Source organism: Acetobacteroides hydrogenigenes (assembly GCF_004340205.1).
Lineage (GTDB): Bacteria > Bacteroidota > Bacteroidia > Bacteroidales > ZOR0009 > Acetobacteroides > Acetobacteroides hydrogenigenes.
The window spans coordinates 142802-159456 of the sequence record NZ_SLWB01000006.1; the positions used below are offsets into that span (position 1 = coordinate 142802).

Here is a 16655-nt window from a genome sequence, read left to right on the forward strand (position 1 = left end):
AAAAAACGAAACCCATACAAGCATCAGCAAGTATGGGCTTCGGTATAGGAGAACGCCGAGGCTACAATCCGAGGATCTCGCACTCGCGCTTATCGAGGGCTAGCTTTGCCAGCTGGCGCAGCTCGTCGTACCAGCTTTTTAGGGTGTCGAAGGCATCGTTACGCTCGGAGGTTGCCATACGCGCCTCTCCGGTCTCCTTTAGCTGAACCTGGTTGGCCGCAATGGCATCCTCCACCAGCTTCTTTGCAGCGGTAAGGTCTTCGGCCTTGATGTTGTACTTGCCCAAACGCTCCATAACTACCGGAATCGAAAGCGCATTGGTGTAGAAGTCGAGCCGAGATTGCGCCCAGCCATCGAACGTCGATTTTTCCAACGATACAACGCCCAGCTGATCCTGCAAACCCTTTTCCTTGATGGCAACTCGCGAAATCTTGTAGATCACCTTAAACCGCACATCGGCCAAGCCGAATAGCTCGTTACAGCGCTCGGTGGCGCTATGCTGTTCGCCCTCTTCCATCTTCTGCTTTTGCGATTTTTGAGTAGCAGTAGCAAAAAGCAGCTTGCCCTCGGCCAACGATTCGTTGGTGAAGCCAAAACCCTGCAGCTTGGCCGCAAGGGTCGGGTTCGACTCTAGGTTAGCGATAGATGTTCCGATCCTCTGAAGATCTTCATCCTTTGTTCGATACTTTGACATAATTTTATTGGGTTAGTTTTGACTTGGGCCTACGCAGCGTAAACCCGTTTGCTATAAAAAATTAATAGTTACCGCTTATATATTGCTCGATCTCGCGCACACCAGATAGTCTACCATCGGAAAGGGATTTCTGCCAACCGGAAAATGACTTCCGCCTGCCGGAATGTCATTTCTGCCAACCGGAAAACGATTTATGCCCGCCGGAATGTCACTTCTGCCGATCGGAAAGCCATTTCTGCCTGCCGGAAAATGATTTCTGCCAATCGGAATGCCATTTCTGCCTGCCGGAAAACGGTTTCTGCCAATCGGAAAGCCATTTCGGCCAACCTGCCTCCTATTTCTCCCCACCGGCTAGCGGCCTCTCCCACCCTTCGCGGCTACTTCGCTAAGGCGCTAGCTGGTTTGTTGGCCATCGGAGCCTGATCAGCTAACCAATCTGGTAAAACATGCCTTCAAAGAACGAGCAATAGCTAATTTATAAAAATATTCGTTGGTTGATTCTTTTTGATGTTTTTTTGTTAATTTTTTCGTCGGATAGCCTCGACTTCGCTCGGCTACCACGGGCAGATGAAAACCTAAAGCCGAAATACTAGGAGCCGAAGCTCTGGAAGCCGAGCGGAGCCGAGGCTCGACTCCCCTTCACCCCCACCCTGAAATTACCTCGTTTGACTGAAGTTGCGCCCCATTGCCGTCAAGCTAAGGCCATGGGCTGAAGCCTTCGCCTAGCCGCGAACACCTTCTATCCGCTACTACAGCACCTGGGCATTCGGGAGATGCGCTTTAGGTACTTGAAAACGGGGCAGGCATGGCGTACCTTGCTGCTGTTTACAAAAAATCGAAGCGTATGAAATGGATAAAAAAGCTGCTAACCAGCATTTCTGGAGCGCCAGTGGCCGATAACCAGAACGTGCTAACGGCGGGCAGGCGGGGGCCAATGCTCCTTCAGGACGTGTGGTTTCTCGAAAAGCTCGCCCATTTCGACCGTGAGGTAATCCCCGAGCGGAGGATGCACGCCAAGGGCTCTGGCGCCTTTGGAACCTTTACGGTAACCAACGATATCACCAAGCACACCAAGGCCAACATCTTTTCGAAAGTGGGCAAAAAAACCGACCTCTTTGTTCGCTTCTCCACCGTGGCGGGCGAGCGGGGCGCCGCTGATGCCGAGCGCGACATCCGTGGATTTGCCATAAAGTTCTACACCGAAGAGGGAAACTGGGATTTGGTGGGGAACAACACCCCCGTTTTCTTCCTACGAGACCCCCTTAAGTTCCCCGACCTGAACCATGCCGTAAAGCGCGACCCGAGAACCAACCTGCGCAGCGCCAAAAATAACTGGGACTTCTGGACTAGCCTGCCCGAGGCGCTCCATCAGGTCACCATCACAATGAGCGATAGAGGTATTCCCTACTCCTACCGCCACATGCACGGGTTTGGGAGCCACACCTTCAGCCTCATCAACGCCAAGAACGAGCGCATTTGGGTAAAGTTCCACCTGACAACCCACCAGGGCATCAAAAACCTTACCGACCAAGAGGCCGAAGCCGTTATCGGTAAATGCCGGGAAAGCCATCAGCGCGACCTCTACGACAGCATCGAACGCGGCGACTTCCCCCGGTGGACGATGAAGATTCAGCTCATGACGGAGGAGCAAGCCAAAAAGAGCCCATTTAATCCGTTCGACCTCACCAAAGTTTGGCCGCACAAGGAGTACCCGCTTATCGATGTAGGGATTCTCGAACTCAACAAGAACCCCGAGAACTACTTTGCCGATGTCGAGCAGGCGGCCTTTAATCCGGCAAACGTTGTTCCCGGCATAGGCTTCTCGCCCGACAAGATGCTACAAGGACGGCTCTTCTCCTATGGCGATGCCCAGCGCTACCGGCTCGGAGTCAACTTCCACCAGATTCCGGTAAACAAGTCGAGGTGCCCCTTTCTGAACATGTTCCACCGCGACGGGCAGATGCGGGTTGACGGCAACTGCGGCTCTACGCTGGGCTACGAGCCCAACAGCTACGGCGAATGGCAGGATAGCGCCGAATTCCTAGAGCCCCCTCTGGAAATTGATGGGGCCGCCGATCACTGGGATCACCGTCAGGACGATGCCGACTACTACAGCCAGCCGGGCATCCTATTCCGGTTGATGAGCAAGGAGCAGCAGCAGGTGCTATTTGAGAATACGGCACGCGCCATGGGCGATGCCCCCAAAGAGATCAAGCTAAGGCATATTAGGAACTGCCTAAAGGCCGACGAAGCCTACGGCAACGGCGTTGCTAAAGAGCTGGGCCTCGATGTGGCCGAAGCACTCAGGAGCTAATGCTTAACAGAAAGCCCCACAAAGCACCCATGCCTTTTATGGAGCATGGGTGCTTTCGTTTGAAAGAGGCCTTAGGCCGCAACGAAACAAAGCGTAGATGGGCTAAAATGTAACGTTAGGGGAAGATTTTCGTCTATGGTAACGTAAAGCATATAGCAAACCAACCTAAAATCTTTATAGGATGAAACGCACAAAGAACTACGCTCAGATTGCCATACCTACAATAGCCATAGTCCTAGTACTATTCCTGTGTAATGGCTTCAAAACCGCATCGAGCAAGTATGATTCGACATTTAGGAGCATCGTCGGCAACGAGCTAACCACCGAGAATGTGGGCATCCTTGCAAGCATCATCTCCCCAAAAAAACATATCGAATGGAGCGGGGCATCGGGATACGCCGACAAGGAAACAAAAAAGGAGCTGCAGCCAAACGGCAAGTTCAGAATAGCAAGCGTTACCAAAACGTACGTTGCGGCAACCATCCTTAGGCTATGGGAGGATAAAAAATTAGTCCTCGACGATCCTATTACGAAGTACATCTCGAAAGCGTATGCAGATACCCTTGTAAAGGGAGGCTACGATCCGAATCGGATAACCATTAGGCACCTGCTCACCCACTCGGGAGGGCTATCGGAGCATACCCAATCGCCAAAATTCGAAAACGAGTTCCTCAAAACACGCCACGTTTGGAGTCGCGAAGAGCAGGTATCCGATCTAATTAAGTACACGAAGCCGGTGGGGCTACCGGGGGAGCAATTCGGCTATTCGGATACAGGGTATATTCTACTGGGTGATATTATAGAGAGTATTACGAAACAATCTATGGGCGATGCCATCTGCGAGCAGCTACATTTTAAGCAGCTGGGTATAAACGACACGCATATGGAAGCGTTTGATGGCGATTTTACGGGCGCTCGCATCCATCAATACCATAACGGATTCGACACCTACAACTTCCACCCATCGATGGACTACTATGGAGGCGGCGGGCTGCTATCCACCACTGCCGATTTAAGCCGTTTTTTCCACTGCCTTTTTAACCATAAAGTATTTCGCCATAAGTCGACCCTAGACACCATGCTTACCCCTGTTAAGTACAACACTAAACAGGCGTTGGATTACAGAATGGGGATTTGGAGGATAGAGATTAATGGCATGACAGCCTACACCCATTCGGGTTTCTGGGGAACTCAGGTTGTGTATATACCTGAGATTAATACAGCTTTAGCAGCAAATTACAGCCAGCGCTGGAACGTTAAAGGTCCAGCGCCTGTAATTCAGAAACTGGTTGATGCCGTACAGGCAAAAGGTGTGGAGAAGTAGATATCTGCTAAGCGTTGCGTCCTCGCAACGCTTAGTGCATCCTAGCCTTTGGACAAAGAATGCGGCTGGAGGCCGCAAGGGAATAAAGCGTAGGTAGAGCCATTTTTTCAAATCCTAAAATGCATAATCAGGGTAGGTTATCCCCTCCTTGGAGGGGGCTGGGGGTGGGTTTGCTCGTTAAAATCAACATTTTTCACACCACTTAGCGTTCTTAACCCATCCCTACCTCCCGCATAAGCGGGAGGATAAGCAGTTTCAATCATGCGTTGATGCTTGATATCTATACTTTCCTTTCAAAAACAGAGTTCTTGCATCAGCTTAGCGTGACGGCTATGGTCTAAAGCCGTCGCATAACGGAACACCTCATTTCTACGCAAAAAACCGCCCACTCTGGAATACCTGTAGCCAAATATGGCTACCTTGCGCCCGCATTTTCACCTAAGCATATGGATTACCAGAGAATATTCGAAGAGATAAACGAGGAGATCAAGAATGATGCTCCCTGCGGCGAGGTTGCCTCGTACATTCCCGAACTGGGTCGTGTTGATCCCAACAAGTTTGGCGTTCACCTAACCACGGTAAATGGCGAGCACTACAGTTTTGGCGATTCCGACGAGAAGTTCTCCATCCAGAGCATTGCCAAGGTGCTATCGCTGGCAATGGCCTACAACATGGAGGGCGAGGCGCTCTGGGAAAGGGTTGGCGTAGAGCCTTCGGGAACGCCGTTCAACTCGCTCGTGCAGCTGGAGTACGACATGGGCATTCCGCGCAACCCGTTTATCAATGCCGGTGCGCTGGTAATAGCCGATATTCTGGTTAGCCACCTGGCAAATCCGAAGGAGGAGCTTATTCGCTTTGTCAGGGAGGTGTCGGGCAACAATGAAATAGACTACTGTACGCGCATTGCCGAATCGGAAAAGTCGATGGGTTACCGAAACGCGGCGCTCATCAACCTGATGAAGTCGTTTGGCAACATCAAGAACGACATCGATGTGGTTATGGACTTCTACTTTAACCTCTGCTCCATCGAAATGACCTGTAAGGAGCTTTCGCGCACGTTCCTTTTCCTTGCCACCTACGGCATCTGTCCAGAAACAAAGCAAACCATCCTAAGCGTGAGCAAGGCAAAGCGCATAAACGCCATTATGCAGCTGTGCGGCTTCTACGACGAGGCTGGGGAGTTCTCCTTTAAGGTGGGACTTCCGGGAAAGAGCGGCGTTGGCGGAGGTATTGTGGCCATCTACCCCAACAAGTACAGCATTGCCGTTTGGAGCCCTCGCTTAAACAAGAAGGGCAACTCCAGCAAGGGAATTAAGTTCCTGGAGCTGCTTACGACAAAGACGCAGGCGTCGATTTTTTAGGGGGAAAACGCACCTCTATGGTTTGCTTAAGGCAAAATCAGCGCTATTCCCCTCCTTCTCAAGGAGGGGTCGGCGTAGCCGGGGGTGGTTGCTGTTGAAAAATCTAAGAATTACTCGCTATTCCGACTTAAACCACCCCACCCTTCGGGCACCCCTCCTTGAGAAGGAGGGGAATAGCACCTGTGCATCCTTTGCCTATAACATCAAAACAACACATCAAATTGAGGTTCGCATAAACGAAAAGAGGCGTTGCATGCAACGCCTCTAAAATATTCTATACCCTTTACGGAACAATTTACCTATCCTCAATACCCAACATATCCATCAGCCCGTTGATAAAGGTAAGCGGATGGGCGGGGTTGCCGGGCACGTACAGGTCGATGTGGTGAGCCTCAACAAACGAGCGATCGAGGGCAGGACTATCGGCAAAGAGTCCTCCGCTGATGGCATCGGAACCTACGAGCACCACCACCTTTGGGTCGGGCGTGGCATCGAAGCACACCTGAAGGGCTTGCGCCATATTCGCCGAGATAGGACCTGTTATCACCACCCCATCGACATGGCGAGGCGAGGCTACGAACTCGATACCGAAGCGCCCCATGTCGAAGTTGACGTTTCCGGCAGCGTTTAGCTCCATCTCGCCCGAGTTTTCTCCCGCAGCCGACACCTCGCGTAGCTTAAGAGAATTCCTTAAAGTCTTACGTATTTCGGGACGAATGGCAGACTCGTCCAATCTGATAGGCTTATCCTCCCCTGCCCTCACGATTAAGTCCTCGCGACGGTTGGCGGCAATCCTAAAGTCGTTGGTAAACTGAATGGCCGTTGGGAAGGCAAACTCGCACTCGCGACAGAAGACGCATTTGCCCAAATCGATGGATAGCGGCGACGATCCGATGGCTTTTGAAGGGCACATGGACACCAGCGCATCCACATCGGCTTGTGGTACCTCGAGGTTAACTACAGGACGGCCCCTGAAAAGCGGGGTAAGCGTTGCGCCACGTAAATCTTTTACGTACTGGATTCCGTGGTCGCGGAGTATTTTTAGTTCGTCGAGCATTCTAAAATAGATTTTAGATATTTCATCAAGACACAAGACATAAGATACAAGACGCAAGACGCGAGTATCACGACTAAGCAGTAAGGGTTCTTAAACTTCTACTCTTTGTGTTTCTCTGTGCACACCTTCGTGGCCTTTGTGGTTAAATTAAATCAGCGTAAATCAGTGTTATCAGTAAAATCAGTGTTCTTATTTTTCTTCTAAGGACGCAAGCCTTGCGTCCCTACAAGTCATTCCCGCAGTACGAGAGGTTGAAGCTCTTGTTGCAAATAGGGAAATCGGAGATCTCCTGATCGCGAACGGCTAGGGCTAGGGCAAACCAGTTATGGAACGATGGATCTTTCACCTTGTAGTGATCGATTGCTCCTTCATCGTTGGTTATTGCCACGTGACAAATCTCGCCGCGCCAGCCTTCCACCAGCGAAATGGCTAAGGTGTCGGGAGCAAATGCTAAGCCGAAGTTGGGAGTAGCAGAGGTGGCCTGATAGTCGAGCTTATCGAGCATATCCAGCACCCTATCTATCGACTGTACCACCTCGTCGGCACGCAGCTTAGCACGAGCCATTACGTCGCCCGAATCCATGAGTATTGGTTCGTGTTCAAGGTTCCTATATGCAAGGTAAGGGTTGCTCTTTCGGGTATCGCGGTTAAGGTTGGATGTTCGGGCAGCCATTCCAACGGCACCAATTCCGCGAGCCTGCTCGGTGGTAACAATGCCAATCCCCTCGAAACGGGCAAGCACGGAAGGAAGCGAGAAGAGCCTATCGGTAAACTGCCCGTACTCGCGCTTTACCTTGGTTAGATTCTTTACAATTTCATCGCGAACATCAGCAGTAAGCGGATAACGCGTTCCGGCAGGACGAATAATGCCTTTACCAAAACGGTTGCCGCACCAGAACTGCGTAGTATTTATCATTACTGTTCGCAAAGCCTCGCAAACTACCTGTCCGAGCTGATAGGCTACGTCGCCACAAAGAGCAGCGGTATCGCCAATATGAACGGCAACACGCTCCATCTCCTGAGCAATCACTCGCTCCTGGGCAAGACGCTCGTCAACCTCAACACCAGAAAGCGCTTCGGTAACGAGGGCAAAGCCAAGGCCATGCGACACGGCGCTATCGCCCGCAATATTTTCTGAAAGAATTGTCTTTTTAAGAAGCGAAGAATCGTCGGCCATTAGGGTTTCCACCCCACGATGCTGGTAGCCCAGCTGAATTTCGAGATGCAGCACCTTTTCGCCATTGCAGATAAAGCGGAAGTGCCCCGGCTCGATAACCCCGGCATGAATTGGGCCAACGCCCACCTCGTGCAGCTCCGTTCCATCAATCCTATAAAACGGATAGGAGTCCATCCAATCCGAATACGAACGGTTGTAGGGGTAGCGAACAGGCTTAAGCCAGGGATGCCCTTCGAAGGTTACCCCAAAATTTTCGGCAATCTCGCGCTCGTAGATGTGCATTGCAGGAATCTTCGCCGTTAGAGAAGGTAACGTTGCACGCTCGTTGCACCTATATCCGTATATTATGATATCGCCAGCGCCATCCGAAAGAACGATGAAGCAGGTTAACGCCCCATTGTCGGGCTTGGCGAAGTAGCTAACGCAACGGCAATCGGGATTATGAAGGATATGGATAGCTTGCTCGAAGAATAGATCATACTCCAGCATTGGGATATCGGCAAGCTTTACAGTTGCCGGATTTCCTTTTATCCTAACGTACTGATGATACTGGTTCATGTACTACTTTATTGCTTCGTTAATAAGGTTCATCACAAATCCATCTTTAAAAAAGAAGACGTAGAAGGCTAATCCTATAAGGAGGTATTGAACAGCCGTAAGCGACATCGAGAGCTTAAATCCGGTTGGCTTTACCGTTTCTTTAGCGTACAGGATGGATAGCAACTTTTGTACAATGGCGTATACGCAGCATAGCAGCACCAGCACAAGAACCGTGAAAAGAATCCAACGCTCCTGCGCCAGCATGGCTTTAAATATCGTCAGCTCCGAAACGAACAAGCCGGATGGAGGAAACGCAACAATGCCAAGCGTTCCGAGCATTAGCACCAGCGCTCCGGCCGAATAGTGCCTTATGTAGCCGCCCATCTTAGAGATTTCGTAGGTATCGAAGGTGTTGCGCACCTGACGAACCTGAAAGAAGAGCGCCGCTTTAAGGAAGGTGTGGGCAATGATATGGATAAATGCAGCGTAACGGGCAACGCCTCCAATCCCGAGGGCAATGGCAACCAATCCCATGTTCTCGAGGGTAGAGTAGGCCAGCAGACGCTTCAGGTTGTTCGATTTAAGCAGGTAGGTTGCCGCAACTATCACCGAAAGAATCCCAGAAAGTATTAGCACATTCGAAGCCCACTGCCCAACGATGGTTCCATCGAGGATGTTTAGCAAACGGTAGATTGCCACAAAGCCACCGTTCACCATCAGAGTAGACATAACGGCAGAGATTGGAGGCGGCGCAATGGTGTTTGCATCGATACCCACCGTATGCATGGGGAAGAGCTCCATCTTGGTGCTGAATCCAACCAGCACAAAAAGAAAGGCAATTCGCAGATAGGCTGGATTGGCGTTTGCAGCCAACACTTCAAGACCTTTATACGATAGAGGAATATCACCGCTATTAGAAACGATGGTTCCTAGGAAAAGGATTCCCATATAGGCCAGCGCAATACCAATGGAGCTAACAAAGATATACTTCCAGGTAGCTTCCAGCGCATGCGTGCTGCGGTGATGGTATATGAGCACCGATACAGTAAGCGTGGTGGCCTCCATAAAAACCCACAGCACGATAAGGTTATTGGATAGGTAAACGCCCACAAGCGAGGTAAGCAGACCTGTAAGCCCCGCAATGTATAGAGGAATTCCTCGTTTAGACTCGTGTGTCAAATAGTAAAAGCTATGAATGAAGGCTGGAATAGCAACCACCACCATCAACGAAAGCATTATAACGGCAGTACCATCGAAGGTAAAGTACACCAGCTCGGTTTGCCCCTTGCTTGCATAGGCTCGCACCAAAAGCGCAATAAGGTTGACAATAAATAAACCCGAAAGCACCTTACTCGCTAAAGGATTTCGGAGAGAGAGCATCAGCCCAACTAAAACAACAGATATGATAAAAAAGTACAGCATCCCCCTAATCCTTAAGTGATGATAAATCCTCCACATCGGGGTCGTTCAACCGTTTCCCGATACGCGAAGCAAAAACGCCCAAAATTAAAACGCTGGCAAAAAGGTCGAGTAGGATACCTACGTTAACCAAGAACGGCATCTCGGAACCAACGGCCAACGAGAACATGAAAACGCCGTTCTCCAGCACAAGAAATCCCACCAAATGAGGGAATATCTTCTTATGGGTAATTACAAGAATCAACCCTGTGAAAACCGAAAAGAGCGCGGTAATCATAAATATCTTTTCGATGTTGCCGATCTTAAGCATATCGCCCAGAACCACGCTAACGCCCATTGCCACCAGCACAAGCAGCAACGAGTAGAAGGCAGGAACGGCCTTGGCATGCACCTTAGCAACCTTCATCTTTTTAACGATATTCCTCAGCAGCACCGGAACAGCAATTGCCTTGAAGATGAGGGTTTCTGCGACAACAAATATCAGCGAAGCGAGGTCGTTGGCCCCCGAGAGCTCGGAGAAGGCCAAGAAGAACAGAAGCACCCCCTGCAATGCAACCAGCTTGAGGTAGGTTGCAAACCGCTCGGCAATGGAGATGTACATTAGCGTTACGCCAAAAAGTACGATAATAGCGAGATTCATACGTTAAGCTATTTTTTGCATTAGAATAAGAGCCACAATCAGGCCAAGCAGGCCAATGGCGGTAAGCGTAAGCAGGTATTGAGGGTTTTTCGCCATCTTGTTACGCGCCCTAAACGATTCGAGCAGCCCGACAACAACGGCAAACCCAACAGCGATCACCCCGAAGTAGAGGAACTGGTAGCCAATTTTCCACGATGGAGGAATAAGCATATTGGCCATGAGCATGGAGAATACGCCAAACTTTAGCGACGAGGTAAGATGAATCAGCCCTAAGTCAAATCCAGAGTTGTCGAGAATCATAACCTCGTGCACCATGGTAAGCTCTAGGTGCGTTTTTGGGTCATCGACAGGAAGTCGGCTATTCTCGACCATGGCAATAAGGATTACGAGGCAGGCAAATAGAGCGCCCAGCAGCAACGAGTAGTCGCCAACGGTGTTAAACGCCTTGAAGATCTCGGTAAACGAGGTGCACCCTGTCATCATGGCCATAACGCCCATCATAACGAACAGGGCCGGTTCGACGAGCAGCGCGTAGAGCGTCTCGCGGTTGGCTCCCATCCCCTCGAAGCTGCTGCCCGTATCGAGCGCGGCAATAATCATAAGAAAACGACCCAACGCAAGCAGGTAGGCGAAGAAGACAAAATCGCCGTTAAAAGAAATCAGGGCATTGCCACCCGCAAACGGGATAACCAGCATTGCAGTAAGCACGCAGGCAAGGCCTACAGTAGGTGCGATACGAAAGATCGAACTTGTGGTAGTGCTGTAAACGCTACCCTTTCGTAGCAGCTTCACGATGTCGCGCACAGGCTGAATAATACGTGGCCCTTTACGCCCCGAGGCAATGCTTTTGGTTCGAGCAATGATCCCTGGAAAGAAGAATGCCGCGAGTATAATAAGTAGGTATCCGGTCATACTAAATCAGCTTAAAGTAGGTTAGCACCAAAATGGCAACAATAAACAGCAACGCGTAGAGCACGTAGTGCTGCACATGCCCGGTTTGAAGGATGGCGGCCTTACGGATGATCTTCAGGAGCCTGTTGGTTGGATGCACCGTAACCATTTCCTCGAAAACGTCGTTGCTTCCGGTCTTAAAGCTGGTTGCATGAGGGAAGAAATCGGTCTTCTCGAGCGGCTCAAAATCTTTCGTAACCTTCACCAACGGCTTAGATATGGAGATCAAGCTATCGGCATACGAGGTAGAGGTATACTGCTGCGTAGCATTAACGGCAGAGTAGCCGCATCCCCAGGTTGGTCCTTCAGTAATTATAACATCCTGCTGCATCTTTTTGCGGAAGAAAAATATCACCGCAATAAAACCTACAAACGCCAACGATATCCAGGTGATGCTGCTGGTTGTATTTAGTATAGGCTGCAAAAGTTCGGTCGAAGTATTTACCTGTGGGAACTGGGCAACAACCGGAAGTATTAGCTTAACGGCAATGGATGGGAACAAACCTATTGCTAGTATTCCTGCAAGAAGAACGTACTGAGGAACGAGCATCCATCTACTTACCTCTTTAACATGGTCTATCGGCTTACGGGGAGCGCCCAAGAATGCAATGCCCACCGCCTTTGAGAAGGCAAACACGGCCAATCCGCCAATCAACGCCAGAATCATCGAAGAGGTGATGAGCAAGATGGTTTCGCGGAGCGACTGCCCCACCAAGCTGTCGAACATCCCTACATATATAAGTAGCTCCGATATGAAGCCGTTAAACGGAGGAAGCGCACAGATGGCCATTGCGCCAACAATAAAGAGAAGCGAAGTGTGCGGCATCTTCTTGATAAGTCCGCCTAAATCGTTCATGTTACGCGTATGGGTTGCCGTGTACACCGAACCTGCCCCCATAAACAGCATGGGCTTAAACAGCGAGTGGTTTACGATATGCAGTACGGCTCCTGCAAAGGCCAAAAGCGATAGCTGAGGGTACTGAATATGAAGACCGATGAAACCTAAGCCAAGCCCAATTCCAATGATACCGATGTTCTCGATACTGCTATAGGCAAGCACCTTCTTCAAATCCTTTTGTACGATGGCGCTTACTACCCCCCAAACTCCGGTAAGAAGGGATACCGCAAGCAAGATCATTCCTACCTCTAAATATTGGCTGTGCATTGCAAAAAGAACACGAAGCAATCCGTAAATCCCCATCTTTATCATAATGCCCGACATGGCGCCCGAAACGTGCGAGGGTGCCGCAGGGTGGGCGTTCGGAAGCCAGGTGTGCAGCGGCACAAAGCCTGCCTTAAGCCCAAATCCTAAAAAGAAAAGAAGGAATACGGGAATACCATTATTGGTAGCAAAGTAGGACGATAGGCCATCGAAACCAAAGATTCCGGTTTTTACGTAGGCAACCACAAATCCGGCAAGGATAAGGAAGAAGCCAACGTGCATCTGAATAAGGTACGATATTCCAACCTTAAACGTTTCGTGCTTCTCGGCCTCGAACATCACCAGAACGAATGAAGCCAATGTCATGGCCTCCCACGCTGCCAGAAAAGCAAAGCCTTCGCGAAGCGTTACCACCAGTATCATGGACACCTGCAGCCAAACCAGCGCAGCACCATGAATGGCCAGCTCACTCCTATTCTTCTTTTCCATATAAGGGGCGAGATACCCCTTAGAGTATACCGTTGTGAGCACACAAACGAGGTTAATAGCAGCAATAAAAAGGAATGATAATGGATCGATAGCAACAGAGCTACTCCCATTATTAACCAACCCTGTGTCAAAAAGACCTAATGCGCCTACCGCTGTAACAACGGTATAAAATGCCACTACCAGTTGGGTAAATAATACTACGGCAAATTGTCGTTTTTTAGATAGAAAGAAACTGAGTAGTGGCAGAAACGCAGCTGAAATGAGAAAAGAGATATTCATCAGATGTTTTCTGTCGAAGTAATGCCGCAAAGGTAGGGTAATTGAACGGGGTAATAGATATTATACAGCAGTTTTTGAAAAAATATAAATGAATTATTCATACCAAATCATATAAATAACTAGTAAAATGGCGCTTATAGCAAAGAAAAAAACAATCTTTACCCAGCCTTGAGAAATGATTTCCTAAAGCGAGGAAGCCGTTTCCGAATGCTGGGAAATGATTTCCTGAAGCGGGGAAGCCATTTCCGAACGCTGGGAAATGATTTCCTGAAGCGGGGAAGCCATTCCCTCGTTCGGATGAGGCTCCTGCCCATAGCCGTCAAGCTAAGCGGTAACATGCTACGAAGTAGCTAACCCTTAGTAACCGCGGATGAAATCCGTGGATGCAGAGTGTCTCCCTCTTTAGCAGCCCCGAATGGGGCTGAACCTTTTAGAGAACGCGTAGCATTTGGGGCAACCCCTTCGGGGCTGATTGTTTTCTGCCAAATGACCGTGGGCTTACACCCACGGTTACTCAAGTGGCGCTACGTTGTAGCGCTTTAATGCAACCGCAGCTGTCGTTTGAAGCCTTAGCTTGACGGCAATGGGCTCCTGCCTCATCCGACTCTATGCAGCAGACTACAACCTACAATGATAGAGCTGACGAAGACAAGAGCCGTCGCCAAACAACGCCGTCCTCAAACATTGAGTTGCACCCCGAGAATTTTTTTTTCAACCCTACCATAGATTATGGAGCTTTAAGATGCCAACCAATGTTAATTATTCCTTACTTTTAGCCCGAAACTTAATCTAAACTTTCAACCAATGTTAAGTATTTATTTTTGGATAGTTCCGGCATGCGCAGCAGTCGCATTACTATTCGCCTACATCTTCTTCAAGGGAATGATGAAGGAGTCAGAGGGCACAGAGACAATGGCTCGCATAGCCAGCCACGTTCGAAAGGGAGCAATGGCCTACCTTAGGCAACAGTACAAGGTAGTAGGAATCGTATTTATTGTGCTCTGCGCACTGTTTGCCTATATGGCCTATGGGCCAGGCTTGCAGAATAAGTGGGTTTGGTTTGCCTTCCTTACCGGCGGCTTCTTCTCGGGGCTTGCAGGTTTTATTGGGATGAAGACCGCCACCTACGCATCTGCTCGTACTGCAAATGCTGCCCGCCGCAGCCTCAACGATGGTCTTAAAATCGCCTTCCGTTCGGGAGCAGTTATGGGATTGGTGGTAGTTGGCCTAGCCCTTCTCGACATCTCGCTTTGGTGGATTCTTCTCGACTACTTTGTAGAAGAGGCAACATCCTCCGAAAAGGTTGTCGTAATTACAACCACCATGCTTACCTTCGGTATGGGTGCCTCTACTCAGGCGCTATTTGCAAGAGTTGGTGGTGGTATCTTTACCAAGGCTGCCGACGTTGGCGCCGACCTAGTAGGTAAAGTAGAAGCAGGCATTCCTGAAGATGACCCCCGCAACCCTGCCACTATTGCCGACAACGTGGGCGATAATGTGGGCGACGTTGCCGGTATGGGTGCCGACCTTTACGAGTCGTACTGCGGATCGATTTTGGCTACTTCGGCCCTTGGTGCTGCTGCATTTGCAACAAATCCCGAGCTGCAGTTTAACGCCATCCTTGCCCCAATGCTTATCGCCGCATTTGGCGTAGTGCTTTCGCTTATCGGAATCTTCCTTGTAAAGACCAAAGAAGGCGCATCGCAGCAGCAGCTGCTAAGCGCACTAGGAAGAGGCATCAACATCAGCTCGGTGCTAATCGTTTTTGCATCGTTCCTTACCGTATACCTGCTTGGGCTAGACTACATGATCTGCGGATCGATCATCACAGGTCTGGTTACGGGTATCATCATTGGTAAGTCTACCGAATACTACACCTCGCATGCCTACGCGCCAACCCAGGGTATCGCCATGAGCTCGAAAACCGGGCCTGCTACCGTAATCATTAAGGGTATTGGTACGGGTATGATCTCTACGGCAATTCCAGTTATTACAATCGTAATTGGAATTATCCTATCGTTCCTTTTTGCCGCCAACTTCAGCTTCGCCAATATGTCGATGGGACTTTACGGCGTGGGTATCGCCGCTGTAGGTATGCTATCGACCTTGGGTATCACCCTTGCGACCGATGCCTACGGTCCTATTGCCGATAACGCCGGTGGAAACGCCGAAATGAGCAAGCTAGGCGAGGAAGTACGCCACCGTACCGATGCGTTGGATGCTCTTGGAAACACCACCGCTGCAACTGGAAAGGGCTTTGCTATCGGATCGGCAGCGCTTACCGGCTTGGCCCTTCTTGCCTCGTACGTCGAGGAGATCAAGATTGCCCTACTCCGTGTTGGACAAGCTACCATAGAGGTTAGCGGTCAGGTTGTGAATACGGCCGAAGCTTCGCTCACCGACTTTATGACCTACTACGATGTTACCCTGATGAACCCTAAGGTACTTGCAGGCGTATTCATTGGCTCGATGATGGCCTTCCTATTCTGCGGATTAACCATGAACGCCGTAGGCCGTGCCGCTCAAAAGATGGTGAACGAAGTACGCCGCCAGTTCCGCGAAATCGCCGGCATTATGGAAGGAAAAGCCGAGCCAGACTACGCTAAATGCGTGGAGATCTCTACCCGTGGTGCTCAGCGCGAAATGATGTTCCCTTCGCTACTTGCCATCGTTACCCCTATCGTTACCGGAATTATCTTCGGCGTTTCGGGCGTAATGGGACTTCTTGTTGGTGGATTAGGTTCTGGCTTTGTGCTTGCCGTATTCATGGCCAACGCTGGTGGTGCCTGGGATAACGCCAAGAAGTACATCGAGGAAGGAAACCTAGATGGAAAGGGATCGAACAACCACAAGGCTACCGTTATTGGCGACACCGTGGGCGATCCATTTAAGGATACCTCTGGCCCTAGCCTCAACATCCTTATCAAGCTAATGAGCATGGTAGCCATCGTTATGGCTGGACTAACCGTTGCCTACAGCTTATTGTAAAAGTTTTTTTTATCCATACAAAAGGGGGATGGCGCTATGCTATCCCCTTTCTTTTTTTGCTACATTTGGTAGGATAGATAAAGCCCTATCTTTACTAACCCAATTAGCTCTGAATGATGGAAGTTGTCGTTTGAAACTAGAAAGTTGAAGTTTTTTTCGACAAAGCCGAGGGTTTGAGCGAGAATAAGATTCCTCCAGCTTCGAGAAAGTAGATGGAACAGATCTTTTTGTTGTTTCAAGCGAGAAAAAGGTCACTTTTT

General features: G+C 49.9%; 11 protein-coding genes. 4 read left to right on the forward strand and 7 right to left on the reverse strand.

The genetic code is table 11. From position 1 onward, the window contains the following. Nucleotides 1–61: 61 nt before the first annotated feature. Nucleotides 62–694 (reverse strand): hypothetical protein, encoded by a 633-nt coding sequence (locus CLV25_RS07990; protein ID WP_131839117.1) that lies wholly within the window; start codon nt 692–694, stop codon nt 62–64. 844 nt (nt 695–1538) lie between these two features. Here CLV25_RS07990 and CLV25_RS07995 point away from each other — a divergent pair. From CLV25_RS07995 to CLV25_RS08005, 3 genes are all read left to right on the forward strand, one after another. Further along, nucleotides 1539–3008 (forward strand): catalase, encoded by a 1470-nt coding sequence (locus tag CLV25_RS07995; protein WP_131839118.1) that lies wholly within the window; start codon nt 1539–1541, stop codon nt 3006–3008. Nucleotides 3009–3189: 181 nt separating this feature from the next. Beyond that, complete coding sequence (locus CLV25_RS08000) at nt 3190–4332, forward strand: serine hydrolase domain-containing protein (RefSeq protein WP_131839119.1); 1143 nt, start codon at nt 3190–3192, stop codon at nt 4330–4332. A 446-nt stretch (nt 4333–4778) separates the two neighbouring features. After that, nucleotides 4779–5693, forward strand: coding sequence for a glutaminase (locus tag CLV25_RS08005; RefSeq protein WP_131839120.1), 915 nt, complete (start codon nt 4779–4781; stop codon nt 5691–5693). 295 nt (nt 5694–5988) lie between these two features. Here CLV25_RS08005 and CLV25_RS08010 read toward each other — a convergent pair whose 3' ends face one another. From CLV25_RS08010 to CLV25_RS08035, 6 genes are all read right to left on the reverse strand, one after another. After that, on the reverse strand, nt 5989–6750 hold the full coding sequence (locus CLV25_RS08010) for an NADH-quinone oxidoreductase subunit B family protein (protein ID WP_131839121.1): 762 nt from the start codon (nt 6748–6750) through the stop codon (nt 5989–5991). Nucleotides 6751–6973: 223 nt separating this feature from the next. Continuing rightward, nucleotides 6974–8485, reverse strand: coding sequence for a hydrogenase large subunit (locus CLV25_RS08015; RefSeq protein ID WP_131839122.1), 1512 nt, complete (start codon nt 8483–8485; stop codon nt 6974–6976). A gap of 3 nt (nt 8486–8488) precedes the next feature. Then, nucleotides 8489–9889: a complex I subunit 5 family protein gene (locus tag CLV25_RS08020; RefSeq protein WP_165877030.1), complete on the reverse strand. Its 1401-nt coding sequence runs from the start codon at nt 9887–9889 to the stop codon at nt 8489–8491. A 4-nt stretch (nt 9890–9893) separates the two neighbouring features. Then, nucleotides 9894–10526, reverse strand: coding sequence for a hypothetical protein (locus CLV25_RS08025; RefSeq protein ID WP_131839124.1), 633 nt, complete (start codon nt 10524–10526; stop codon nt 9894–9896). Between the two features lie 3 nt (nt 10527–10529). Next, complete coding sequence (locus CLV25_RS08030; protein WP_131839125.1) at nt 10530–11438, reverse strand: respiratory chain complex I subunit 1 family protein; 909 nt, start codon at nt 11436–11438, stop codon at nt 10530–10532. A 1-nt stretch (nt 11439) separates the two neighbouring features. Further along, complete coding sequence (locus CLV25_RS08035) at nt 11440–13305, reverse strand: proton-conducting transporter transmembrane domain-containing protein (protein WP_165877031.1); 1866 nt, start codon at nt 13303–13305, stop codon at nt 11440–11442. Between the two features lie 906 nt (nt 13306–14211). Here CLV25_RS08035 and CLV25_RS08040 point away from each other — a divergent pair. After that, complete coding sequence (locus CLV25_RS08040) at nt 14212–16395, forward strand: sodium-translocating pyrophosphatase (RefSeq protein WP_131839127.1); 2184 nt, start codon at nt 14212–14214, stop codon at nt 16393–16395. The last annotated feature ends 260 nt before the right edge of the window (nt 16396–16655 follow it).